This is a genomic window from Tepidicaulis marinus (assembly GCF_000739695.1).
GTDB classification, from domain to species: Bacteria; Pseudomonadota; Alphaproteobacteria; order Parvibaculales; family Parvibaculaceae; genus Tepidicaulis; species Tepidicaulis marinus.
Genome location: NZ_BBIO01000013.1, coordinates 15,728 through 40,620, shown reverse-complemented (window position 1 = coordinate 40,620; position 24,893 = coordinate 15,728). Strand labels below are relative to the sequence as shown.

General features: G+C 61.0%; 22 protein-coding genes. 15 read left to right on the top strand and 7 right to left on the bottom strand.

Annotated features, from left to right (window positions below; all coding sequences use genetic code 11):
• Window positions 1–2 precede the first annotated feature (2 nt).
• From M2A_RS12035 to M2A_RS12025, 3 genes are all read left to right on the top strand, one after another.
• Entirely contained in the window at window positions 3–569 is a 567-nt protein-coding gene (locus tag M2A_RS12035) for a hypothetical protein (RefSeq protein WP_147446301.1), read from the top strand.
• 15 nt (window positions 570–584) lie between these two features.
• Window positions 585–1,091: a response regulator gene (locus M2A_RS12030; RefSeq protein WP_052379446.1), complete on the top strand. Its 507-nt coding sequence runs from the start codon at window positions 585–587 to the stop codon at window positions 1,089–1,091.
• A 175-nt stretch (window positions 1,092–1,266) separates the two neighbouring features.
• Window positions 1,267–2,400, top strand: coding sequence for a ferritin-like domain-containing protein (locus tag M2A_RS12025; RefSeq protein WP_045447801.1), 1,134 nt, complete (start codon window positions 1,267–1,269; stop codon window positions 2,398–2,400).
• A 71-nt stretch (window positions 2,401–2,471) separates the two neighbouring features.
• Here the strand turns inward: M2A_RS12025 and M2A_RS12020 are convergent, their stop codons facing one another.
• From M2A_RS12020 to M2A_RS12010, 3 genes are read right to left on the bottom strand one after another with little or no spacing between them, the layout of a single operon-like run.
• Window positions 2,472–2,972, bottom strand: a complete 501-nt coding sequence (locus tag M2A_RS12020; protein ID WP_045447798.1) for a GNAT family N-acetyltransferase — start codon at window positions 2,970–2,972, stop codon at window positions 2,472–2,474.
• A gap of 18 nt (window positions 2,973–2,990) precedes the next feature.
• Window positions 2,991–3,416, bottom strand: a complete 426-nt coding sequence (locus M2A_RS12015) for a DUF1801 domain-containing protein (protein ID WP_045447795.1) — start codon at window positions 3,414–3,416, stop codon at window positions 2,991–2,993.
• A 15-nt stretch (window positions 3,417–3,431) separates the two neighbouring features.
• Window positions 3,432–4,061, bottom strand: a complete 630-nt coding sequence (locus M2A_RS12010; RefSeq protein WP_197052925.1) for a TetR/AcrR family transcriptional regulator — start codon at window positions 4,059–4,061, stop codon at window positions 3,432–3,434.
• Between the two features lie 82 nt (window positions 4,062–4,143).
• On the opposite strand from M2A_RS12010, the gene M2A_RS12005 reads away from it, so the two are divergent.
• The 11 genes from M2A_RS12005 (at window position 4,144) to M2A_RS11955 (ending at window position 13,280) form a co-directional block, all read left to right on the top strand.
• Window positions 4,144–4,764, top strand: a complete 621-nt coding sequence (locus M2A_RS12005) for a cytochrome b family protein (RefSeq protein ID WP_045447788.1) — start codon at window positions 4,144–4,146, stop codon at window positions 4,762–4,764.
• Window positions 4,765–4,918: 154 nt separating this feature from the next.
• On the top strand, window positions 4,919–6,529 hold the full coding sequence (locus tag M2A_RS12000; protein ID WP_045447997.1) for an acyl-CoA synthetase: 1,611 nt from the start codon (window positions 4,919–4,921) through the stop codon (window positions 6,527–6,529).
• 141 nt (window positions 6,530–6,670) lie between these two features.
• Window positions 6,671–7,273 (top strand): PAS domain-containing protein, encoded by a 603-nt coding sequence (locus M2A_RS11995; protein WP_045447785.1) that lies wholly within the window; start codon window positions 6,671–6,673, stop codon window positions 7,271–7,273.
• 100 nt (window positions 7,274–7,373) lie between these two features.
• Complete coding sequence (locus tag M2A_RS11990) at window positions 7,374–8,561, top strand: acyl-CoA dehydrogenase family protein (RefSeq protein ID WP_045447782.1); 1,188 nt, start codon at window positions 7,374–7,376, stop codon at window positions 8,559–8,561.
• Between the two features lie 46 nt (window positions 8,562–8,607).
• Complete coding sequence (locus M2A_RS11985) at window positions 8,608–9,750, top strand: acyl-CoA dehydrogenase family protein (RefSeq protein ID WP_045447779.1); 1,143 nt, start codon at window positions 8,608–8,610, stop codon at window positions 9,748–9,750.
• Window positions 9,751–9,927: 177 nt separating this feature from the next.
• Window positions 9,928–10,161, top strand: coding sequence for a hypothetical protein (locus tag M2A_RS11980; protein ID WP_045447777.1), 234 nt, complete (start codon window positions 9,928–9,930; stop codon window positions 10,159–10,161).
• A gap of 70 nt (window positions 10,162–10,231) precedes the next feature.
• Entirely contained in the window at window positions 10,232–10,705 is a 474-nt protein-coding gene (locus tag M2A_RS17470) for a hypothetical protein (RefSeq protein ID WP_052379445.1), read from the top strand.
• A 39-nt stretch (window positions 10,706–10,744) separates the two neighbouring features.
• Window positions 10,745–11,923, top strand: coding sequence for a BaiN/RdsA family NAD(P)/FAD-dependent oxidoreductase (locus M2A_RS11970; protein WP_045447774.1), 1,179 nt, complete (start codon window positions 10,745–10,747; stop codon window positions 11,921–11,923).
• 17 nt (window positions 11,924–11,940) lie between these two features.
• The gene (locus M2A_RS11965) at window positions 11,941–12,165 is read left to right on the top strand and encodes a SlyX family protein (protein ID WP_045447992.1); all 225 of its coding nucleotides are present in this window, start codon (window positions 11,941–11,943) and stop codon (window positions 12,163–12,165) included.
• A gap of 28 nt (window positions 12,166–12,193) precedes the next feature.
• Window positions 12,194–12,619, top strand: coding sequence for an alternative ribosome rescue aminoacyl-tRNA hydrolase ArfB (gene arfB / locus M2A_RS11960; protein ID WP_045447771.1), 426 nt, complete (start codon window positions 12,194–12,196; stop codon window positions 12,617–12,619).
• Window positions 12,612–13,280 (top strand): RluA family pseudouridine synthase, encoded by a 669-nt coding sequence (locus M2A_RS11955; RefSeq protein ID WP_045447768.1) that lies wholly within the window; start codon window positions 12,612–12,614, stop codon window positions 13,278–13,280. Before arfB ends, M2A_RS11955 begins: the two co-directional genes overlap by 8 nt.
• Before the next feature lie 28 nt (window positions 13,281–13,308).
• Here M2A_RS11955 and M2A_RS11950 read toward each other — a convergent pair whose 3' ends face one another.
• From M2A_RS11950 to M2A_RS11940, 3 genes are all read right to left on the bottom strand, one after another.
• Window positions 13,309–17,694 carry a translocation/assembly module TamB domain-containing protein gene (locus M2A_RS11950; protein WP_045447766.1) on the bottom strand — a complete coding sequence of 1,462 codons (4,386 nt, stop codon included), beginning with the start codon at window positions 17,692–17,694 and terminating at the stop codon, window positions 13,309–13,311.
• A gap of 1 nt (window position 17,695) precedes the next feature.
• The gene (locus tag M2A_RS11945) at window positions 17,696–19,552 is read right to left on the bottom strand and encodes an autotransporter assembly complex protein TamA (protein WP_052379444.1); all 1,857 of its coding nucleotides are present in this window, start codon (window positions 19,550–19,552) and stop codon (window positions 17,696–17,698) included.
• Between the two features lie 159 nt (window positions 19,553–19,711).
• Entirely contained in the window at window positions 19,712–21,211 is a 1,500-nt protein-coding gene (locus M2A_RS11940) for a flavin-containing monooxygenase (protein ID WP_045447763.1), read from the bottom strand.
• A gap of 187 nt (window positions 21,212–21,398) precedes the next feature.
• Here M2A_RS11940 and M2A_RS11935 point away from each other — a divergent pair, with 187 nt between their 5' ends.
• Window positions 21,399–24,116: a bifunctional acetate--CoA ligase family protein/GNAT family N-acetyltransferase gene (locus M2A_RS11935; protein WP_045447760.1), complete on the top strand. Its 2,718-nt coding sequence runs from the start codon at window positions 21,399–21,401 to the stop codon at window positions 24,114–24,116.
• Here the strand turns inward: M2A_RS11935 and cobA are convergent.
• Entirely contained in the window at window positions 24,113–24,880 is a 768-nt protein-coding gene (gene cobA / locus M2A_RS11930; protein WP_197052923.1) for a uroporphyrinogen-III C-methyltransferase, read from the bottom strand. The two genes, M2A_RS11935 and cobA, sit on opposite strands and share 4 nt — an antisense overlap.
• Window positions 24,881–24,893: the final 13 nt, after the last annotated feature.

Sequence of the window (24,893 nt, the reverse complement as noted above, 5' to 3'; positions counted from 1 at the left end):
CCATGCCGCACTCTCAACACTCACCCGGTCAGCCCCCTGCCGGAATGCAGGTAAGCAGCGGCGCGCAAGGCGTCGAAATCGTTCAGCCATCCTCTATCGTGACCCGCAAGCTGGGTCCGGGCGCGGTTCTGCCCATGCGCCTCGATCCGCGCGTGCTCAAACGCATGGAACGGGCCATCGAAAAAATGGCCGACAGTTACGAAAAGTCGCTGAAGACCGAAATCCGGCAAATGCTGCTCTCCCATGACGAATGGCAGGCGGGCAAACAGGAAGCTATTCACGCCATCTATGCGCTGGCCCATGACATTCGCGGGCTCGCCGGCACGTTTTCGCGGCCCGTGACAGGGCGCATCTCCAACGCGCTGTGCCAATATCTGGAAGCCTTGCCGCATCTGGATGCCGCCGACGGCGCGGTGGTGCGCCTGCATGTCGATGCCATGTTCGCCGCCGCGATGGATGCGCAGGAACCGAGCGAGGAAGTTGCCAAGGCCACATTGGCCGGACTGGAAAGGCTGGTCGGACGCACCTTGGAACATTGCCGCCCCGCTTGCGACCCCGCACGCGGCTGAAACGGACGGCCCTCAATGAGTTCGCCAAATCCCATCGACAAGCTTTCCGTGCTGATTGCCGATGACAGCGAGACGGTCCGCCGCCTGCTTGCCTCATTGCTGGCCGCGCTCGGCGCGGGCCGCGTCTTCATCGCCAATAATGGCAGTGAAGCGCTGACCACATTCTTCCGCTATTGCCCGGACATCATCATCACCGATGCCGCCATGGCCCCCATCGACGGCTATGAACTGGTAGACACGGTGCGCAGCCACCCGGAAAGCCCGGACCCCAATGTGCCGGTCATCATGCTCTCCGCCCTTTCAGGGGACGCCCATGAAGCGCGCGCCGCGCAAATGGGCGTCAGCATTTTGCTGTCGAAGCCCTTGGTGCCGGAGGCGCTTTACAAGGCCATCAGCGAGGCGTTAGCAAGCGCCGAGCGGCGCGCCTGGCTGGAAGAAGCGGCGCTGAAAATCGCCGATCCAAGCCCTCTTTCCGCAGACAAGCAGCCCCTGCCCGCCGGCCGCTCGCGGATGCTGCACTGAGCCTTTCTCGTTAAACCTTTGTTTTCCAAAGGTGACACAGGCGTCATTTTCTTTGATTTTTGCGTAGTTCCCCTCTATATTTACCTTAGGGATCGTCCCTCATGCCTTGGCACAAGAGCGCCTAAGCGCCGCCGCCAAGACGTGATGAGGGGACAAATGAACTGGAGGAAACCGCATGACATCGAAAGACGGCAACATCACTGTCGATACGGCTTATGAAGCCGTCGACCCCAGAGACTTTCCGGCGATGATGGATGTCGAACGCTACGGCAACCGCTCGACCGCGTTCGACAAGATCATCTCCGCCACGCACGACCATTTCTGGGACCCGCTGGATACGAAATATATCGACTTCTCCCTGCCCTTCGACATGGAGAACGAATATCTCATCGAGCCGAGCCAGAACATGGAGCTGAAAACGGCGGTCGCCGACAAGCTCGATGAAAAGCAGAAAATCCAGCTCGTGAACATGAACGTGCATTGGTCGCTCTCCTCGATCCTGCACGGCGAGCAGGGCGCGCTGGCGCTGTCGGCGAGCCTCTGCCACATCCTGAAAGACCCGGGCGCGCAGGAATATGCTGCGAACCAGACCCGCGAAGAAGCCCGCCACGTCACCGGCTTCACGAATTACATCAAGGCCCGCTGGGGCAAGCCCGTGCAGGTCGGCCCGGCGCTCGGCGATCTTCTGACCGAGCTCGTGCTCTCCCCGCTCGTCTGGAAGAAACTCGTGGGCATGCAGATGCTCGTCGAAGGCCTGGCCATGGGCGCCTTTGCGACCTTCTACAAATTCTCCCGCGACCCGCTGATGGTCAAAGTCATGCAGCTGACCATGACGGACGAAGCCTTCCACCATAAGTTCGGGAAAATCTGGGCGGACCGCACCATTCCGAAACTGTCGGAAAGCGAGCGCAACCAGATCGAAGACTGGGCCTGGGAAGTCTTCCAGGTGCTGCTCTACAATCTGGGCAGCCCCGAGCAGAAAAAATGGATGTATGAGCGCATCGGCCTTGATTGGCAGTGGGTGCAGAGCGCCTTCATGGAAGCCATGACGGACAGCAACATCCGCGAAGACATGCAGGAATCGACCAACATCTTCCGCGTGCTCATCAAGACGCTGCTGAAAGCCGGCATCATCACCGAGCGCACCTCCGGCAACTACGCCGCCTTCATCGACATGAAGGAACTTTACGGCGAAGGCGACCGCATGGTCGGCGACGACATTGCCGAGGAAGGCATCAAGTTCCTGCGCAAGCTGAACGGCAACAATGGCGCCTACATGTCCCTCGACAGCATGACGGCTGCCGAATAAGCAGCTTCGCACTTGTTGAATTTAAAGGGCGGTCTTCGGGCCGCCTTTTTTCTTTGCCGGAAGCGCTGCGCTCACGCTGCCAGCCGCTTTTCCATCGCGTAATTATGGATGGCCGTGCCGCGCAGGTCGAAGTCGCGGCGCTTGACGACGGTAAACCCCCGCCGCTCAAACAGCCGCTTTGCCGCCTCGCTTGCTTCCACATAAAGCCGGGCCATGCCCTTGGCGCGCGCATGGGCCTCGAGCGCGGCATAAAGCGCGGAGGCAACGCCTCTGCCCGCAGCATCCGGATGCGCATAAAGATGATCGATATGCCCGTCGGGCTCGAGATCGCCGTAAGCCAGCAGCCGGCCTTCTTCATCTTCGGCCACAAGAAAGAGGCGCCCGTCCGCCGCCTTCTCGATATAGGTCTCGGGAGAAAGCGGCTTGGGCGCCCAGGCGGCAACCTGCTCGAACGTGTAATCGCGGCTGCCGACTTCATGGACGGAAGAAAAGAACAGCGCGGCAAGCGCCGCCGCATCTTCCCGCCGGAAGGCGCGCAAGGTGAATGTCAGACCGTCCGCCGTTTCTGGCATGGCGCGCCTCTTTGTTTCTTATTTCCGGGGGCGCTTTTTATAAGTGAGCGCCATTTGAATGCAATGGCGCAGCTCTTTTTCCGGCAGCGCCTCATCCGGTTTGAAATGCACCGCGCGGTTGCCCTCGAAGGTAAAGACATCCGGGTAATGCGCGCGGAACATCCCGGCGAGGCGCGTCTGGCAATGCACATAAAGGGCGCAGGTTTCCCCATCCTTCGCGGCGCCGAGCCGGACCGTGCTGCCGCTTTTCGTCTTTGGGGTCAGGTAAGAGGGCTGGCCCCATTTCAAACATTCCTCCAATGGCCCCACCCCGTCGGTCGCCGCCGCCGTCTCGAAAATCAGCGCGCGCAGTCTTAAAAGCGGGCGGCGCAGCTTTACGGGGAACGCGCCGAACGCGGCCTCGACGCTCTTGTCCTTGAATGGCGGTGCAGTGCGCGCACTCATCGCCCCCTCCTTGGCTCACATATTGGACGGCCCAGCCAGACGCCGCAGAAGCTGCGCCAGACTCTCGCCGTAAATCTTACGCGCCGCTGCCGGGTCCTGCGCATTGGCAATAGCAAGCGCTGCCTGCATTGCCGCGCCTGAAATCACATCCGCCAAAGGCTCGAGCGGTTGATCCGGGATCAGGCCTTCATCCACCAGATGCTCGAGCGCATGGCCGATCAGCGCCAGATGAAAAGGCCGCTGCACCTCGCGCCAATCCGCCCAGCCCATCACCACCGGCCCGTCCAGCAGCAGGATGCGCTTTACCTCGGGCCGGGAGAAAATATCGAGCATGACCTGCGTGCCCACATGCAAGTCTTCGCGGTCATGTTCGATGCCTTTCATGGTCTTTTCGAAAATTTCCTGCCCGCATTCAGCCAGCATTTCCTCGAAGACCGCCCGGAAAAGGTCCTCCTTGTCGGCGAACTGATAGTAAAGCGCGCCGCGGGTGATCCCGGCGGCCGCGACAATTTCCTCCGTGCCGGTTTCCGCATAGCCCTTCTCTCCGAAGAGCTTGCGGGCGACTTCCAGCAGTTTGACGCGGTTTTTCGAGGGCCGCTTGGCCCTTGGTTTGGCTTCTCCAGGAGACTCAATGGGGGGCGTCACCTCAAAACTCATTTCATACAGCTTGTATAATTTCAAAATCTGCTCTATTTAATCATACAGACTGTATGAAAAGGAGCAACCAATGGCCGCTTCACCTTCCCGTCAAATCCCCTGGTGGCTCTTTGCGCTGGTGCTGGGGCTGAATGCGCTCTGGCTATGGCTCTACATTGTCCCCGCCGGCTGGAGCGAAGAAGGGCTGCTCGACATCACCCGCCTGACGGCGCGCCTTTCCGTGCTGCTCTTCTTCTTTACCTTTGCCGCCTCCGCCCTTTTCAAACTTTGGCGCAGCCCGCTGACGCGCTGGCTCCTCGCCAACCGGCGCTATATGGGCCTTTCCTTCGCGCTTTCTCATTTCATCCATCTGGGGGCGCTCACCGCCTTCTTCATCGCCAGCCCGGAGGAACCGGCGCTAGTGGCAATCATCGGCGGCGGCATCGGCTATGCCTTCATCGCCGCCCTGGCGCTCACCTCCAATGACAGGGCGCAGCGGGCGCTGGGGGCGAACTGGCGGCGGCTGCACCTGACGGGAAGCTGGTATCTCTGGGCGGTCTTCCTGAATTCTTATGCAGGCCGGATGAGCGAAGGGCGCGAGCCGGAATGGCTTTTCGCCGGGCTGACGGGACTTGTCCTTTCCATTGCGCTTTTGCGCTTTGCCGCCTGGATGAAGCTGCGCTGGCGGCGCGCCGTCCGGCAAGCGGCCTGAAGCGGCCTGTAAATTGACACAACTGTCAGTGGCTTTCGCCGCGTCTTCTCCCCTTCTAGGGTAGATGCGCGTGAGAGATGACGGCGGACGCCAAAACGGTATGATGCCTCCCATAAGAACTCATCAATGAGATCACTTGAGGGAGGAAGACATCGTGGGTTGGAATTACGGCGATATTCTCGATCAGATCGCAACCGTTCTGCCGGGCGATGCGCCCGCGCTTATTCACGGCGAGCGCATCATCAGCTGGAAGGACATGACGGCGCGCTCGAACAATCTTGCCCGCGCCCTGCGCGCGCGCGGCGCCGAGGCGGGCGACAAGGTCGCCTTTTACATGCGCAACCGCCCGGAATATATGGAAACGCTCGCTGCCGCCTTTAAAGGCCGGCTCACCCATGTGAACGTCAATTACCGCTACAAGGCGGATGAAGTTTTTTACATCTTCGACAATTCAGATGCGCAGACCGTGGTCTATGGGTCGGAGTTCCGCGACACGATTGCCCAAATCAAGGACAAGCTGACGAAAGTCGGCACTTTCGTGGAAGTCTCTGATGACGGAACGGTTGCCGATTTCGCCGTCAATTACGAAACCCTCGTCAAGGAAGGCGATGGCAGCCCGCTCGGCATCGAGCGCAGCGGCGATGACATGCTCTTCATCTATACCGGCGGCACGACGGGCATGCCCAAAGGCGTGATGTGGACGCATACGGCGCTGCGCGAGGCGCAGCTTGCGGCGCTCCGCCGTCTCGGCCCGGTGCCCGAAACCATGCCCGCGCTGCTTGAAGCGCTGAAGGAAGCAGGCCCCGGCGGACGCATCATCCCCGCCTGCCCGCTCATGCATGGCACGGGGCTCCTGACCGCCATGGGCCATATGATGAATGGCGGCTGCATCGTGACGCTGAAAGCGGCTTCCATGGATGCGGAGGAAATCTGGCAGACCGTGGACAAGCACCAGATCGACACGATCGCGATCGTGGGCGATGCCTTCGCCAAGCCGCTCCTGCGCGAGCTCGATGAAAATCCGGGCAAATACGATCTTTCCAGCATCGTCACGCTCATTTCCTCCGGCGTCATGTGGAGCACGGATGTGAAAAAAGGCCTGCTCAAGCACATGCCCCAGGCCATTATGACGGACAGTTTCGGCTCCTCCGAAGGGCTCGGCTTCGGCTCCTCGCTGATGACCGCGGACGGGGAAATCCAGACGGCGAAATTCCAGATCGGCGAGACTTGCAAGGTCTTCGACGAAGAGGACAACGAAGTCGTGCCGGGCTCCGGCAAGCCGGGCTTCATCGCCATCCCCGGCAATATTCCCGTCGGCTATTACAAGGACGAGGAAAAAACCGCCAAGACCTTCCGCACCGTGGGCGGCGTGCGCTACTCGATCCCCGGCGACTGGTGCACTGTGGAAGAAGACGGCTCGCTGACCCTGCTCGGACGCGGCTCGGTCTGCATCAATACGGCCGGCGAGAAAGTCTATCCGGAGGAAATCGAGGAAGCGCTGAAAACCCATCCCAGCGTCGAAGATGCCCTCGTCATCGGCGTGCCGGATGAAAAATGGGGCCAAGCCGTCACCGGGATCGTGAAAATGGCGAACGGATCGGAATTTTGCGAGGACACGCTGCGTGCCCATGTGCGCGGCCAGCTTGCCGGCTATAAAACGCCGAAACGCATCCTCATCGGCACCGTTCCCTTCCGCGCGCCGAACGGCAAGGCGGACTACAAGGGCGTAACGGCTTTTGCCAAAGAAGAACTGGGAATTGGCTGAGTTATTCTTTTAATCTACTCCATTACTTAAAGATTTTTGGAAAGCGGCGCATCGAGAATGCGCCGTTTTTATTTTTTATTTACTTCCAATAAAGATATAATCGTTTCAATGTAGGTATTAAGACCTGGATGGGGAAGTATTGTGACGGCAAATCTGGGGACAGGCCGCACAGCGTTGATCGAGCATGCCCGCCGCACGGGCGCGCCGATCGGCCGTGCCAAAGCCGAAGAATGGGCGAAAGCCATTCCGCTCAATACCTGGGAACTCGACCCGGTTTTCCAATCACCGAAATTGACCTGGGCGCTGGAGCATTGGCAGCGCTTGGCCGAAGACGGCACATGCCCGCGCCATACGGATCTTTTTCTGCCCGATCTAGCCGAAGCCGTCGAAAACGCCTTTATGGTCGAGCTGATGGCTGAAAGCACAAGGGAAGGCCGGGACGATTACCGCTGCGTCTATATGGGCAAAGAGCTTGTCGAACTGGTGGGCGTCGACAATACCGGGCAGCTGGTGAGCGAATGCATGCCGCCGCTCTTCGTCGAGCAATATATCGCCATCAACCGCTTGGTGCGCTGCTGGCGCCGGCCCATCCGCGGCCATGGCACGTTCGAGGCATGGCAGGGCATGAACAATATCCACTTCGAATCCCTCGTCATGCCCTGGAGCGAGGATGGCGAGGTCGTGACACGGCTCTTTACCTGTCTGGAATTCTCCGCCGCCGGGACGCGGGAAAACCGGGGGTAACCGCCTCCAGCCCGCATAACTAGTACATCAATTTTACGACTTGTAAGCAGGACGCTCGCTGCTATGCTCCCGCCATCATAATTCTTGAGGGAGCAGACAGATGGACGCGCTTGAAAAATTCCGCGCCGAAACCCGCGAATGGCTGGAGGCCAATTGCCCCGCATCCATGCGCACCCCGATGAAAGAGGGCGAAGAACCCTGGGGCGGGCGCAAGGCGGTATGGAAGAACCCGGACTCGAAAATCTGGATGGAGCGCATGGCCGAGCGCGGCTGGACCGCGCCGACCTGGCCGAAGGAATATGGCGGCGGGGGCCTTACCAAAGAAGAAAACATGGTGCTCCAGCAGGAGATGCGCCGCATCCATGCGCGCACCCCGCTGATGAGCTTCGGCCTTTGGATGCTTGGCCCGGCGCTCCTGGAATTTGCCAATGAAGAGCAAAAGAAGGAGCACATTCCCCCGATCGTGCGCGGGGAAATCCGCTGGTGCCAGGGCTATTCGGAACCGGGCGCAGGCTCCGACCTTGCCGGCCTGCAGACCAAATGCGAGGACAAGGGCGATCATTACCTCGTCAACGGCCAGAAGATCTGGACTTCTTATGCGGACAAGGCCGACTGGATTTTCTGCCTGGTACGCACCGACACGTCCAAAAAGCATGAAGGCATTTCCTTCCTCTTGATCGACATGGACCAGCCCGGCGTCGAGACCCGCCCGATCACCATGATCTCCGGCGCCTCGCCCTTCTGCGAAACTTTCCTCACCGACGCCAAAGCTCCGAAGAAGAACCTGGTGGGCGAACTCAACAAGGGCTGGACCATCGCCAAGCGCCTGCTGCAGCACGAGCGTGCCATGATTTCGGGCATGGGCCTTGGCGGCGGCGGGGGCGCAGGCCCCGGCATCGAACAGGCCGCCAAAGACTATATCGGCGAGGAAAACGGGCGCATTGCCGATCCGTCCGTGCGCGACAAGATCGTGCGCCAGAAAATGGACAGCCAGGCTTTCGCGCTGACCATGCGCCGCTCCGCCGAAGAAGCCAAAGCCGGCCAGGGCCCGGGCGCGGCCTCGTCCATGTTCAAATATTACGGCACGGAACTGAACAAGCGCCGCTACGAACTGCTGCTTGAGGTGATGGGTATCCAGGGTCTTGGCTGGGAAGGCGAAGGCTTCAGCGAAGACGAGCTGACGACCACCCGCGCCTGGCTGCGCTCGAAAGGCAATTCCATCGAAGGCGGCACTTCCGAAGTGCAGCTCAACGTGATCGCCAAGCGGGTTCTGGAACTGCCGGAATAACCGGCCCTGCCCTTCAAGCAACATCAAGAAACGAAAGAGACAGGACATGGCGTTGGTATTGAACGAGGAGCAGGCCCTCCTCAAGGAAACCGCGGAACAGTTTTTTCAGGAAAAAGTCCCCGTCGCCAATTTCCGTAAATTGCGCGACAGCAAGGACGAGAACGGCTACGACACCGCGGTGTGGCGGGAGATCGCCAATCTCGGCTTTGCCGGGATCATGGTGCCTGAACAATATGGCGGCACGGATTTCGGCCCCGTCGGCCTCGGCCTCGTGCTGGAACAAGCCGGGCGCACGCTGGCCGCGACCCCGCTGATCTCCACCGTGCTGCTCGCCGGCTCCGCCATTCAGCAGGGCGGCACCTCCGCCCAGCGGCAAAAATATCTGCCGCTTATCGCCTCCGGCGAAATCGTCATGGCGCTGGCACTGGAAGAAGGCGCCCATCACAATCCCTGCGCCATTGCCACGAAAGCGGAAGCGGCGGGCGACAATTTCAAGATCACCGGCAAGAAGGTCTTCGTGCTGGACGGTCATGTCGCCGATGTCCTGATCGTCGCCGCGCGCACCTCCGGCGGGCCGAAGGACACAAGCGGCATCACGCTTTTCCTCGTGGATACGAAAAACACGGATGGGCTTAAAATCACCCGCACCCATATGGCCGATCACCGCAACGCAGCCATTGTGGAATTCGACGGCGTAAGCGTGCCCGCGGCCAATGTGCTCGGCTCCGTCGATGGCGGCTGGGACGTGCTGGAACCGGCGCTCGATATCGGCCGGATCGGCATTGCCGCTGAAACGCTGGGCCTCATTCAGCAGGTCTTCGACACGACCGTGGACTACCTGAAGGAGCGCAAGCAGTTCGGCAAGGTCATCGGCTCCTTCCAGGCGCTGCAGCACCGCGCCGCCGAGCTCTTTTGCGAAGTGGAGCTGTGCCGCTCCGTGGTGCTCGAAGCATTGAGCGCCGTCGAGGAACGGCGCAACGACGTGCCCAAACTCGCCAGCCTCGCCAAGGCCCGCCTTGCCGAAGCCTCGCGCCTCATCACCAATGAAGGCCTGCAGATGCATGGCGGCATCGGCATGACGGACGAATATGACATCGGCCTTTTCATGAAACGGGCGCGTGTCGCAGCGGCAACCTTGGGGGATGCCAATTTCCACCGCAACCGCTACGCCGAACTCGACGATTATTGAGCCGGTTTGTGGCGGAAAGGCAGGATATGGGGCGGCCTTGCGGGGCCGCCCTTTTTTTGCCCGCCCACTCGACAAACTCCCCCCTCAAAGCCCATACTGCGGCCAGAAAAGCCCATGAGTCGGCGCGCCGGCCGGGCTTGCCGTCCCAACCGCCCATGCAGGAGCGAGACCAGCCCCATGTCCGACGATAACAAGGAAAACCCCGAGCGCATCACGGTGTTGGCGAAAGACTTCACGCCTGCTGCGATGGAGTTTCACCGCCGGAACATGAGCGCGAAAGGCTACCGGATGGAAGGCCAGATCGTGCCGCGCAAATTCATGATGATCGAGGGCATGGGCGAGCCTAAATCCCTGTTCGACGGCGAGGCCTTTTATGCCGTTACCTTCGTGCGCAAGTCGGCGGACGAATAGATAGGTCATCGAAGAGCGGAGGCTTCATGCGCTTGCCAGCGACACTGCCGATAAGGCCGGGGCACGCGCGATGAACACGCCCTCTTCCCGCAACGGGCCGGATTTTTCTGAAGATTTTCAAGGCAAAGCCCCCGAAGACGGGGACGTTGGGCACCTACCCCAGACCGCCGCAGATGCGCGCTGGATATTACTGCGCGATCTTTTCGTCTTTCAGGGCAAGCTGCTTTTGGACGGGGTGCGCGATCTTCTGCTCAGCCCGCTTTCCTTTATCGCCGCAGCCATCGACCTTCTTTCCGGGCCGCGCAGCCGGAATTTCTACGAGCTTCTGGAGATGGGCCGACGCAGCGAGCACTGGATCAACCTTTTCGGCGCCGCGAACCCCGAGCCCCCGGCCGAAGGCGCCCGCAGCGCCGATGATCTCGCCGATCAGATTGAAGCGCTGGTCAAACGCCAATATGAAAAAGGCGGCATCACCGCCAACGCCAAATCCGCCATCGACAAGGCGCTGGATGCCTTGCAGAAAAAGACCCGCCGGGATAGCTAATCCCCTTTTAGGGCGGCCTCAGACGGCGCAGGAAAAGTTTTGCAGCATTTCGACGTGATCATTATTGGCGCAGGCGGCGCGGGCCTGATGTGCGCCATTGAGGCTGGCCGCCGGGGCCGGCGCGTGCTGCTGCTCGATCATGCGAAAAAACCGGCAGAGAAAATCCGCATTTCGGGCGGCGGGCGCTGCAACTTTACGAACTTGCATGCGAGCCCCAAAAATTTCCTCTCGCAAAATCCCCATTTCTGCATTTCCGCGCTGAAACGCTACACCCAGCAGGATTTCATCGCCAAGGTGAAGGCCCATGGCATCGCCTATCATGAGAAAACCTTGGGCCAGCTTTTCTGTGACGGCTCTTCGCAGCAGATCATCGATATGCTGATCGGAGAGGCCAGGCAAGCAGGAGCGGAACTGCGCCTTGGCGAGGAAGTCACGGGCATCGAGAAAAGCGCGGATGGTTTCCGCCTTGCGTTCGGGCAAACACCGCTTAGCTGCGCCTCGCTTGTTATTGCGAGCGGCGGTAAATCCATTCCCAAAATGGGCGCCACAGGTTTCGGCTATGAAATCGCCAGGAAGTTCGGTCTTAACATCGTGCCGACCCGCGCAGGCCTTGTGCCGCTGACCTTCAAACCGGAGCTTCTTTCCCGCCTGAAAGAGCTTGCCGGTGTCGCGCAGGACGCAGCGGTCAGCTGCGGCAAAACAAGCTTCAAAGAAGCGCTTCTCTTCACCCACCGGGGCCTAAGCGGCCCGGCCATCCTGCAAATTTCCTCCTATTGGCGCGAAGGCGAAGAAATTGCCGTCAATCTGGTGCCAGGCCGGGACCTGCTTTCAGAGCTTAAAGCCGCGCGCCAAGCCCAGCCCAAACAGGAGCTGCGCACCGCCCTTTCCCAGATCCTTCCCAAACGCCTTGCCGAAAAGCTCTGCGAGCTTCACGGCTTTGACGGGCGGCTTGCCGATCTTTCCGACAAATATCTTGCCCGCGCCGCGCAAAGCCTGACCGATTGGCGTATCCTGCCGAACGGCACCGAGGGCTACCGGACGGCAGAGGTGACGCTGGGCGGGGTCGATACGGACGGCCTTTCCTCCCGCACGATGGAAGCGCGCGAGGTACCGGGGCTTTATTTCATCGGCGAAGTGGTGGATGTGACGGGGCATCTCGGCGGTTTTAATTTTCAATGGGCCTGGTCCTCCGGCCATGCGGCAGGCCAATATGTGTGAACGGCAAAGGCAAAGCGATGAGTGAAATGGCAGAACTTGAAGCGCGGCTGGCCGATCTTGAAAGCCACCTCGCGCATCAAAACGAAACCGTGACCGGCTTGAACGAGGTGGTAACCGAGCAGTGGCAGCAGATCGACCGGCTGACCCGGCAGGTCAAACAATTGATCGAGCGCCTGTCCCTGGCCGAAGAAGCGCTGGAAAAAACGCAAGGGCCCGCGCATCAGCGTCCGCCTCACTACTAAAAGCCAGCTAAATATCTATAGTGCCGCCATGATACCCGTCACCCCGCATATATCGCTGCCGGAAGAGGAGATCAGCCTCAGCTTCATCCGCGCCTCCGGACCTGGCGGGCAGAACGTCAATAAAGTCGCAAGCGCCGTGCAACTCCGTTTCGACGTCCGCGCTTCCCGCGCGCTGCCTTACGAGGTTAAAGGCCGCCTTTCTTCCATTGCCGGTTCGCGCATGACGAAAGAAGGCGTGATCGTCATCACGGCCAACCGCTTCCGCACACAGGAAGCAAACCGCGAGGATGCAATCGAACGGTTGAAAGAGCTGATTGCGCGCGCGGCCGTAAAGCCGAAACCGCGTATCCCGACCCGGATCAGCCGCAACCAGAAACAAAAGCGGCTGGAAGAAAAAACCAAACGCGCGCATATCAAACGCGCAAGAAGCGGGAAGGTCCGTTTTGATGAATAACGATGAGCGGCCTTTCATCTACACCCCGCCGGATGAGCCCTATCTGACAGTGCTCCACCAGGACGAGGACATTCTGGTGCTCGACAAGCCGTCGGGGCTCTTGAGCGTGCCGGGGCGCCCGCTCGAGCACCGCGACTGCCTGGCAAGCCGGGCGCAGGAACGCTTCCCGAGCGCCACGGTCGTCCACCGGCTCGACCTCGACACATCCGGCGTCATCGTCATGGCGCTTCACCGCAAAGCCCACCGCCATCTCGGCCTGCAATTCGAGCGGCGCAAAACGAAGAAGAGCTATGTCGCCCGCGTCTGGGGGCAGGTGGAAGGAGACGACGGCCGGGTCGATCTGCCGCTCACCATCGACTGGCCGAACCGGCCCAAACATATCGTCGATCATGAAACAGGCCGGCCCTCGCAGACCGACTGGCAGGTGATAGAGCGTGAGGCGCAGGCAACGCGCATGCGCCTTACCCCCATTACCGGGCGCTCACACCAGCTGCGCGTGCATATGCTCGCCCTTGGCCATCCGATTATCGGCGATCCGCTTTATGCGCCCGACGAGGCGTTCCACGCTGCGCCGCGCCTGCAGCTTCATGCCGAAAGCCTGACATTGCATCACCCGAAAGACGGTGAGCTCGTCACTTTCACCGTGCCCTGCCCTTTTTGATTGCCACGATAGGCCTATAAAGGCCTGATCAATAATCCCAATTGAACTCGACGCCGACATCGTTCTCGCCCGTCACGCCGGTTTCGCTGCGCAGGGAAATGTTTGGGGTGACTTCCACTTCCACGGAGACCGCGCCGGTATTGTCCGTCAGACCTTTTTTCAGCCCGATATAGACGTCCTCGCTGACATAGGAACCGGCTTCCACCGCCGCGCCTTTCTCCGCCGCGCCGCCCGATTCAACCCGCAAGACATCGGCACCCAAAACCCCGCGCGCAAAATCGAGAACGCCCGGCCCGCCGCCCGTCACCCCCGTAAGCTCTCCCACTGCGATAGCAAGCTGCGCGGCTTCCAAAGCGGAAAGACTGGCCCGGCTTTTGCCGAAGAGAACCCGCGAGACGATCTCTTCTTCAGGCAGAGAGGGAACGGAGCTCAAGCTGATTGAAGGGCGTGAGGCCGGACCTTGCGCGCCCGCCGCAACGGTCAGCCCGTCGCTTCGATGTTCCGCCACCACATCGATGCGCGGGGCGATGGGCTGGTTGCCCTGAAATGCGATCAACCCGCTTTTCAGCGTGAATTCTTTCGTCAGAACGCTTAAGAACCCGCGCACCAGGCGCAGCTCGCCGGTCAGGCGCGGCTCTTCGCCTGAGCCTTTGACCTCAAGCGCCCCTTCCCATTCTGAATCAAGCCCGCGCCCGCGCACGAAAACACGTTTCGGCATGGTCACTGCGATATCGAGGGAAAGATCGAACGCGGTTTCTTTGCGTTCTTCTTCTCCATCGGCAGCGCTTTGCGCCTCGCGCACATTCAATACGGCCACTTCCGGCGGGAACTGTTCGGGAATGCGCACCAATACGCCGTCGGTCCGGATCTTCCCGCTCACGGCGGCCGATGCCGTATCGCCGGAAATATCCATCTCGCCGGACGCGCGCGCGGTAATGTCATCGCGGCGCATGGCGGCAAATTGCGAGAAAGACATGTCGAGTTCAAACGGAAAGCCGCTTTCCGGCGCAATCTCTGCTGCGCCGCTCGCGGAGAAAGTGCCTTTTTCCCCATCGGAGCCGGAGAGCTTTTTCACCTCGATGCGGCTTTCCTCAAGCGCCGCGTCCAGCATGAGCGATGTAATGAGCGTGCCGGTATCGAGATTTTCATAAGCCCCGTCGTCAATGCGAATGCTGCCGGTCACTTTTGGCCTATTGGGCGTGCCGCTTGCCTGCGCGCGCAGCTGTGTTTGCCCTTTCAGCCGGTGCGCATCGAGCGGTACAAGCGCCCACCAAGTGCCGATTTCGCCTTGCCAGTTCAAGGACGCCTCGAACCGCCCATTGCCTGGCACTTCCGGCAGCCAGCCTTGCGCGGGCATACGCAGCGGCAAACTCCCGCGTCCGGCGGGCTGCAGCGCTTCCTCGCCTTGCGCAAAGCGCAGCTGCGTACCCAACCGGTTTCCCTCCCAATCGCAGAGAAGTTCGATGGTGGAGGGCGGCATCTCTTCTTCCTGCGCGCGGGCAAGATCGTCGAGCCGCAATTGCAGGCTGCCCGAAGGCCGCGCGCGCGTGCCCGCGAGCGAGAGCGTGCCCGACACCGTGCCGCGCAGATCGCCCGTCGCCCAGAAGGGATCGAGCGCGCCCAGGGGAAGCGCGCTGAGGCTGAGCGTGCCGTCAAGGCGGGGACCGAGCGTAAAGCCGCCTTTCAGCCGCCCCGTGCCATAGCCCATGTCGAGCCCTTCAACGCGAAACGCGCCCGGCGCGCGGGCAAGGCGGGCCGGCGCGCCGAGCACCAGTTTCTTGCCGGCAAAGTGCCCGGCAAGTGTCTCAAGCTCCAGCACCGTATCATTGCCTTGCAGCGTGAGCTTGCCGCTCGTTTCCAGCGCGAGCGGCCCGCGGAAGCGGCCTTTGGCGCTGCCATCGAAGGCAAACGCATCGAAGCGGCCATCGGCGGCAAGCGTCAATGTTTCGAGCCGCGCGCCGCCCGCCTCGAGCGTCTTCACCGCCACCTTGCCGGTAAAGCGCGGCGTCTCCATCAAGTTCCAAGCGCTGACTTCAAGATCGGCCCGCGCGGCTTCAAAAAGCACATCGCCCGCTTCCGTAAGGATGAATTCCGTCACCTGCCCTTTAAGCCGCGCGTTTTGCCCGCTTCTGCCACTTCGCGGGCCCGACAGCGCGATATCCGCTTTGAGCGCGCCGCTGCCGCCAGGCCCGGCAAGCGGCAACCAGGGCGAAAGAGCCGGTACATCCGCCGTGAAATTACCCTCGATGGGCGCGCCGCCAAGCGGCACGGTCGCAGCGCCGGAAAGGCGGCTCCTGCCCGAGGTAAGCGAGAGCTCTTCGAGTGCGAGCACGTCATCTTCAAGCACATAAAGGAAATTGCCTGAAAGCGGCCCGAGTGACGTGTCTCCGCTAAGCTCGACCGCGCCTTCCGGTGCGCGCAAAACCTCGCGGGCGGTGAAGCCGATTTTCCCCTCCCGCACCGAAACCCCGCCTGCTTCGATGAAAGGAAGCTGCGCCGTGCCGCTGAGACGGGGCGCCTCGAGAGAACCGGCAAGCGTGCCCTCCACCTGTAAGGGACCGGAAAGCTTTGCGCCAAGCGCTCCGGAAAGCACGCCCGCCTCGGGAAGCGAGAGCGCATAATTGCCCGCCGCCGCACCGCGCTCCGGCTTATCGGCAGAGGCATTGAAGGTGACATGCGGTGTGGCGAGCGTGAGCTTGCTGAGCGAAAAGCGCCCCGGCCCGCGGGAAAGCACGGCGCTGACATCTGCCTTGCCGGATAAAAGAAGGTCCGGAATTTCCGCGCCTAATGAAAGCTGCTCGAACCCGGCATCGAGCGCCGCCTCGAGCACTGCCCCGCCTTGCTCGAAGCGCGCGGCGAGCCTTCCTGCCCCGCGCCCGGAAAGGCCGGTGCCGGCAAGCGCCGCAAGCGGGGAAAGATCGCCGCTTTCAAAATTGAGATCGGCGCGGCCTTCTTCCTCCCGCAAAGCGTAGCCCGCAGAACCGGTGAGCTGCACGAAGGGCGCTTCGAAAGAAATTTCCTGCGCATCGACTGCCGTCTTTTCCCGGTCGAATGTGCCTTCCGCGGCGAGCCGCCAGAGCTGACCGGCAATATCGGGCGCACCTTCTTCTTGCACGCGCACGTCCTCCGCCTTGCCCACAAGCGAGAAACGGTGCGAGGCACCCGTGGAAAGCGGGCCGCGCTCCTTAAGGACGATCTGCGTTTCGATTCTTGCGGCGCTAAAATTCCCGCTGCGAAATTCTTCCAGCAGCAGCGTGCTGCTGAGGGCCGGAAAAGAAAGCTCGCCCGTCACATCACCGCTGAGGCCGATGCGCGCCGCCTCCGCACCGGGCAGCAAGGCGCTTGCCGCGTCTTTATCTGCAATGTCTGCCTCAACCCGGCCTTCGATACCACCGCCCGTCAAATCCGCTTCGCCGTCGAAGCGGGCGTTCAGCTCCTTGCCCTTCACTCTTAGCGTGCCAAGCGTCAGTGCGCCGCGCCGCGACCAGGTGCCAGTAAGATAAAAGCCAGGCTCCGTTCCGAAAAGCGCGGCAAGCTCACCTTCGCGCAGCGCAGGTGAGGAAAGCTTGCCTTCCAGCGCAAAGCGCGGCCCTTCATCTTCGCGCAGCCTCAGATCCGCGCCCAGATCGAAAAGCCCTTCGGCGCGCATATCGAACCCGCCGTTCCAATTCGAAAGCAGCCCCTTGCCTATCAGTGAAGCGGAAAAAGCCGCCCCCTCTCCAAGGCCCAAAGCGCCCGCGGCAAGCCCGCCGTTCGGCTCGTCCACATTGAAAACAATCTCAAGATAATCCTCCTCCAGCCGGTAAAGCGATTGCCAGGAAAACCTATCCGCCTTGCCGTCGAGCCGTTCCGCCTTGAGTGCAGTGTGAAGCGCGCCCTCTTCCCGGCGGGTTTGCGCGGCAAGGCGCAAGATCGCCGCCTCCCCGATCACGCTTGGCCCAAGGCCCAGTTTTTCGACTTCCGCTTCTGCAAGAGAAAGCCGGGCAAGGAGAGGCAGCGGCAGGGAGAAGCCGTCCGCCACCGCCGCATCTTCGGGCGCGTCCGGCAGGCGCGGCAAATCCATCCGGCCGACATGCAGCCTCTCGATGGAAATATCTCCGGCAAGAAGCGCGAGCGGGTTCCAGTCGAGCTCCACCGTTTCCGCGCTCAGCCAAACGCCCGCCTCGTCTTCCGCTTCGATTTTTTGAATGCGGATGGAATGGGGCAGATGCCCTTCCAGTCCCGTGATACGAAAAGCCGTGCCCTCATCGCTCAGCGCCGCTTCGGCCATGGACGCAAGGCGCGCCTTGCCCCACCCGGTTTGCAAAGCGCCATAGGCGAGGACGGCAAGCAGAAGACACAGCACGAGCACCGCCAACAGGCTAAAGCCCACCCAGCGTGCTGTTTTACGTGCTATGTCGGCGCGCCATTCCATTCTAGAACGCTTGCCCTATGCTGATATAGAACTGAAAATCATCATCGAAGTCGCGCTTGTTGAGCGGCACGGCAACATCGAGACGGATCGGCCCGAAATCGGTGAAATAACGAAGACCGAGCCCCGCCGCCCAGCGCAGATCTTCCTGAAAGTCGGGATAGGCGGCATCAAAAGCTGAGCCGCCATCGACAAAGGGCACAACGCCAATGCTTTCCGTCGCCTTGATGCGCAGCTCGCTTTTCACCTCGAAAAGCGAGCGCCCGCCAAGCGGATCGTTCTGCGCATCGAGCGGCCCGGCGCTTTGATATTCAAAGCCGCGCACAGAGCCGCCTCCGCCGGAATAAAAACGTTTGTTGGCGGGGATTTGATCCGTCTCCTCGCCCAAAATCGCCCCGGCGCGCACCTGCCCCGCCAGCACATAGCGCCTTTCCTCATCGAGCGCATGATAGGCAGAGCCCGTGGCGGAGAGTTTCGTGAAGGCGAGCGCCCCGCTCCCCGTCCCCGCATAGGGCGTGACATTGAAGGTGAGGCGCGTGCCTTGCGTGGGGTTTAGCGCATTATCGCTCGTATCGCGCGAGGCGGTCAGCGGCAAGCCGAAAAGCTGGAAGGTGGTGCCGGAGAACTCATCCTTCAGATAAGTATATTCGCCGACAATCCCTGCACTGAGACGCCAGTTCTCACGCCAGGGCCGCTCGATACCGATCCCGGCGGTGAGCCCCTGTTCATCGAAAGCTTCCGTATTGCGGTTTTTCAGCGTGGCTTCCGCCGTCAGCTCCTGCCCCGGGTCCAGAAAGCGTGGCTTCTTGAAAAGAAACCCAAGCGATTGCTCAAGTTCGCTTGCCGTCAACGAAGCGCGCAGTTTTTCATTGCGCCCGAAAAGATTGCGGTGCTCCCAGGACGCATCTGCGCCCGCTCCTTCACTGGTGGAATATTTCGCCCCGAAACCGACCGAGCGCGGCGGCGCTTCGCTGAGCTGCACATTCATCGGCAGCTTACCGTCCGCGCCCACCTGATCGCCTTTTTCAATGCCGATGGAACTGAAAAGCCCGGTGGCGGCGAAAGCGCGGCGCGTTGCCTCCACTGCCTCTTCATCATAGACCGCGCCTTCTTCCCAGGTGACGAGCGCGCGTTTGTAATCTTCTTTCACATCCGGCGCGCCCTCGATCCCGGTTTCACCGAAGGCAGCCTTGGCGCCCGCGTCGACCTTAAGACGCACGCGCATGGTCTTTTCTTCGCGGTTGATAATGGCGCTGCGGCCTTCGACCTTGGCAAGCGGGTGGCCGTGACGTTCCAGGAACCGGAGGAGCGAGGCTTCCGCACCGAGAATCTCCGGCGCGCGGGCGGGCCGTTCAAGGTTGACGCCGATATCGGAAAGCGCAGGCGGCTCAGCCGGCTGTTCTTCCACATACTCGATATCGAAAGCGGCAAGCGTGTAAGCGGGGCCAGGCTCCACAACGATATCGACCGTGGCAGGCTCGCTTTTACCCGTCACGGTAATGTCGACGGCGCCGTCATAATAACCCTCCGACTTCAGCGCGGTTTTGAGGCGCTCCACATCTTCATCCGCCCGCCGCCGGAGCGCGCCCAGCGAGCGCGGCAAGCGGTCTTCGAGCGCGATGAGCTGCGAGGAGCCGCGCAGGATTTCGCGCAGCGCGTCCTTCTCCACCCCATGCAATTGCGCGGTGTAGCTCACCCCGCCCGCGTCGGAAAAAACCGGTGCCCCGCCAAGCTCGCCTTCTTCGCCGCCGCCCGTGAGCCGGTCAAGCAGTCCGCCGGATGCGCAGCCGGAAAGAAAGACAGCCATGAAAAGAAGGGAGAGGATGCTGATGAGGCGCTTGGTTTTTAAGAATGCTGTCATTCTGACGCCTTGATCAGGCCTCCGGAACCGTCCGGCGCAAATGCCGGGTGAATGCCGCAACGCTTAAGCTCAGCCTCTCCTCTTGCTAGCATGATAACGGCAAAGGCGTCCAGCCGCACAAGGCAGCTGAACGTCTTTTCTTCCCCTAATTTCAGAGACTTAGCTCGCCACAGCAACCTTGGCCGGCTGCGGAGCGGCACCCGCCTCGGGATTGGAGAATTCCATCACCCCGTCTTCCACGGCGCCGAAACGCAAGGACATGAGGTCGAGCGCATAGTTCTGGTAAAGCTTCCAGGGCTTCTTGCTGCCCTGGCGCGGGAACTGGTCGATGGCCCGCTGCACATAACCGGAGCTGAGATCGAGCCAGGGTTCTTCTTCCATATTAGGGTCGGTGACGCGCGGTGTTGCCTGGCGCAGCCCCGTTTCTTCCATATGGTTCAGAAGACGGCAGACATATTCGCAGGTCAGATCGCATTTCAGCGTCCACGATGCGTTCGTATAGCCGAAGGACGAGGCAAGGTTCGGCACGTCGCTATACATCATGCCCTTGTAATTGAAGGTCTTGGACAGATCCATCTGCTTGCCGTCGACTTCCACTTCAAGGCCGCTGAGAAGCTGCATGTTCAGCCCCGTCGCGCTGACAACGAGATCGGCTTCCAGTTCCTTGCCCGATTTCAGCTTGATGCCCTTTGCGGTGAACCGGTCGATGTGATCGGTCACGACCGAGGCCTCGCCTTCCTTCAAGCTTTCGAAGAGATCGCCATTCGGCACCAGGCACAGACGCTGATCCCAAGGGTTATAGCTCGGCGTGAAATGCTCGATGTCGAAATCGGGGCCGAGCTGTTCGCGCACCCCGTCCAGGATCAGCTTCTTCACCTTTTCCGGTTTGCGGCGGCACATATTGTAGAAATACATGCCGAGCAGCACGTTCTTCCAGCGGATAAGCCGGTAGGCGGTTTTCGCGGGCAGCTTGCTGCGCAGCCAATTGGCCAGCGCGTCTTCGGCCGGGCGCGAGACGACATAAGTCGGCGAGCGCTGCAGCATCGTCACATGCGCGGCTTTCTTCGCCATTTCCGGCACAAGCGTCACCGCCGTTGCGCCGCTGCCGATCACCACGACTTTCTTGCTGTCATAGTCGATGTCGTCCGTCCATTTTTGCGGATGAACGAGGCGGCCCTGATAATCTTCCACACCGTCGAAATGCGGCATGTAGCCCTGGTCGTAATTGTAATAGCCCGAGCACATGAAAAGGAAATTGCAGGTATAGCGGCGCGTCTCGCCGGTCTCCGTGAGCTCGGTTTCCACCGTCCAGCAGGCTTTGTCGCTCGACCAGGCGGCGCGTTTGACGTGATGGCCGTAACGGATCTTCTTGTCGATGCCGTTTTCCTCTGCCGTCTCTTTCAGATAGTTCAGGATCGAGGGACCATCGGCGATCGCTTTTGCTTCCTTCCAGGGTTTGAAGGAATAGCCGAGCGTATACATGTCCGAGTCCGAGCGGATGCCGGGATAGCGGAACAAATCCCAAGTGCCGCCAAGGCTCTCGCGCCGCTCTAAAATGGCGTAAGTCCGGTTCGGGCTGTTGGTCTGAAGGTGATAGCCTGCACCGATGCCGGAAATACCCGCACCGACGATGAGCACGTCAAAATGTTCGACTGTCATGAAACCTGCCAACTCCCCAATTTATTCTCTCTGCCAATGGGCCATTTTTCCCGGCGCCATCATTTCTGACATTATATCAGTTTTTCACCGCCCCGTAAGTACGTCGGGGAAACGTCAAGAATTGCATAGTAAAATCATATAGTTAAAGATCACCCGAGAGCCCGGCAAAACAGGAGCGCGCGTCTTCATGAGCATTCGCAACCTGGACAAGATTTTCCTGCCCCGTTCCATCGCGCTGATCGGCGCCAGCGGCAGAAAAGGCGCCCTCGGTCATATCGTACTGACCAAGCTGCGCGAAGCGGGCTTTAAAGGGGAAATCTGGCCGGTCAATCCGGGCTATGAGGAAATATCGGGCCTGACCTGTTTCAAGAACATTGCCGCCCTGCCCGGCGCGCCCGATCTTGCGATCATCGCAACGCCCGCGCCCACCGTACCGGGTCTCATCGGCGAATTAGGTGAGGCCGGTACACGCGCCGCCGTGGTCATCACCGCCGGGCTCGGCGCCAATGAAGAAGGCACGCTCAAGCGGCAGATGCTGGAGGCGGCCCGCCCGCACCTCATGCGCATCATCGGGCCCAATACGCTCGGCCTCATCGTGCCGCCCATCGGGCTGAATGCGAGCTTTGCCGACACGCCGGTTGCAAGCGGCGACCTTGCGCTCATCTCCCAATCCGGTGCCGTCATTGCCACCATGGCCGACTGGGCCAATAGCCGGAATGTCGGCTTTTCCTCCATGGTCTCGCTCGGCGATATGTCGGATGTGGATTTCGGCGATCTTCTCGACTGGTTCGCCGCCGACACGCGCACCCGCGCCATTCTGCTTTATGTGGAATCGATCACCCATCCGCAAAAATTCATGTCCGCCGCCCGCTCCGCCGCGCGCGCGAAACCCGTCATCGTCATCAAATCGGGCCGCCATGAAGAAGCGGCAAAGGCGGCTGCCTCTCACACCGGCGCGCTCGCCGGTTCCGATGCGGTTTACGATGCCGCTTTCCGCCGCGCCGGCCTATTGCGCGTCTTCGATCTCGATGAGCTTTTCTCGGCAACCGAAACGCTCGGCCACGTGCAGCCCTTCCGGGGCGACCGGCTCTCCGTGCTCACCAATGGCGGGGGCACCGGCGTTCTTGCCGTCGACACGCTGGCCGATCTTGGCGGCAAGCTCGCAAAGCTCGATGAGAACACCTTAAAGGCGCTGGACGGCGTGCTGCCCGCCACCTGGTCCCGCGCCAACCCGGTCGATATTATCGGCGATGCGGATGAGCACCGTTACAGCGCCTCGCTGGATCATCTTTTGGCCGACAAGAACACCGACGCCGTGCTGGTGATGAACTGCCCGACCGCCCTTGCCTCCAGCGAAAAGACCGCAAAGGCAGTGGCGGATGCCATCGGCGCTTACCGCAAGGCCCATCCCCGTGCCAAGCCGGTTTTCACTTGCTGGCTGGGCGGGGCGGCAGAAGAAAAAGCGCGCGGTATTTTCGAGCCGCTGCATATTCCGAATTTTTCGACACCGGGTGATGCGGTGCGCGGCTTTGTCTATCTGACCCGTTATGCCGCCGCCCAGGACGCGCTTATCCGCATGCCCCCAAGCCTGCCCGGCGATTTCAAACCGGACAAACAGCGCGCGCAGAAGAGAGTGCAGCGCGCCCTCGCGGAAGGAAAAAAATGGCTGGATAGCGGCGACATCAGCGAGATTTTCGCAGCCTATGACATTCCTTACGTCGCGCCTCGCTTTGCCGCAACGCCGGAAGAAGCAGGCAAAGCCGCCCGCGATCTCTTGCAGGATCACAAAGCCTGTGCCCTCAAAATCGTTTCTCCCGACATTCAGCACAAATCCGATGTCGGTGGCGTGAAGCTGAATATCACAAGCGCGAAGGCCGCTGAAGAGTGCGCCCGGCAGATGATGGAAGACATAAGCGCGGCCTATCCCGGCAAACGCATCGAGGGGGTCAGCCTCGAACCCTTGATCGACCGGCCCGCCGCGCGCGAGCTCATTCTCGGCCTTGCAGACGACAAACTGTTCGGCCCCGTCGTTCTTTTCGGCCAAGGCGGCACGGCCGTTGAGGTGATCAGCGACAAAGCGCTGGCGCTTCCGCCGCTCGATCTCACCCTCGCCCATGACCTCATCGAACAAACACGGGTTGCCAAGCTGCTGAAATCCTACCGCGCGCAAGCCGCCGCCGATATCGGCGCCGTGGCGCTAACGCTCGTAAAGATATCTCAGCTTGCCGCCGACATTCCCGAAATCCGCGAGCTCGATATCAACCCGCTGCTTGCCGATGAAGAGGGTGTCATCGCGCTCGATGCGCGCATGCACGTCGCCGAGGAAAAAAGACGCGACCGGCATGGCGGCAATCCCCGCTTTGCCGTGCACCCTTACCCCTCCGAATGGGAAGGGGAGCTGGAGCTTCTGGATGGCAGCAAAGTCATCGCCCGGCCCGTGCGCCCGGAAGACGAAGTGCTTTATCAGGAATTCTTCGATCATGTGACGCCGGACGATGCGCGGCTGCGGTTCTTTTCCCCCAAACCCGAGCTTTCCCACAAGCTGATCGCCCGCTTTACCCAGATCGATTACAACCGCGCCATGGCCTTCGTGGCGCTCGACCCGGAAACGGGCGCGCTGCTCGGCGTCGTGCGCCTTCACGCCGATGCCAATGGGGAGGTCGCCGAATATGCCATTCTCGTGCGCTCGACGATCAAGGGCAAAGGGCTCGGCTGGGCGTTGATGACACTCATCATCGATTATGCGCGCAAGACCGGTCTTAAAAAAGTTTACGGCGATGTGCTCCGCGCCAACACCGTCATGCTGCGCATGTGCGGAGATTTAGGCTTTGCCCAAAGCTTCGACACGGACGATCCGGCCATCGTCCATGTCGAACTCGATTTGACCGGAGAAAACCCGGCTTAAGCACAGTGCGAAAGCGCGGTAACGCGGGTAAAGCTCGTTTTCCGGTCTGCATACGCACCTAACGCATGGCCGATCATCAGCAAGACGGGCTGCGCGGGATCGGCGGTCAATGCGCCTGCCCCCACCTCCGCCAAAGTCGCCGCCCGAATGCGTTCTTGCGGCATCGAGACGGCTTCCACGATCAGCACCGGCATGGAAGAACTCATGCCTGCCGCCGCAAGCCGGCGCGCAATTCGCACAAGCGCGCTGCGGGCCATATAAAAGGCAAGTGTTTCTTCTCCCCCGGCAAGCCTGCCCCAGGCCGTATCGTTCGGCTCTTCAGGGCAGGACGCCGTGGTGAGAAAGCGCACGCCGCGCACTTTCCCGCGCAGCGTCAGCGGCACACCGGCAGAGGCGGCAGCTGCGGAGGCCGCCGTAATGCCCGGGCAGATGTCATAACCAATGCCATGCGCGCTGAGCGCCGCTACTTCTTCTTCAAGCCGCCCGAAGATCGCCGGATCACCGCCTTTAAGGCGGATGACGCGCCCGCCGCGCCGCGCCTCGGAAACGAGGCGGCGGTTGATTTCGCTTTGCCCCATGGAATGGCACCCGGCCCGCTTGCCGACCGAAATGCGCCGCGCACCGGGCCGGATCATTTTCAATATCTCCGGCCCGACAAGCGCATCATAAAGCACCGTATCGGCCTCATTCAGAAGCCGGGCGGCACGCAGCGTCAAAAGTTCGGGATTGCCCGGCCCCGCGCCGACGAAATGAACATGTCCCATCTTCCTCATCCTT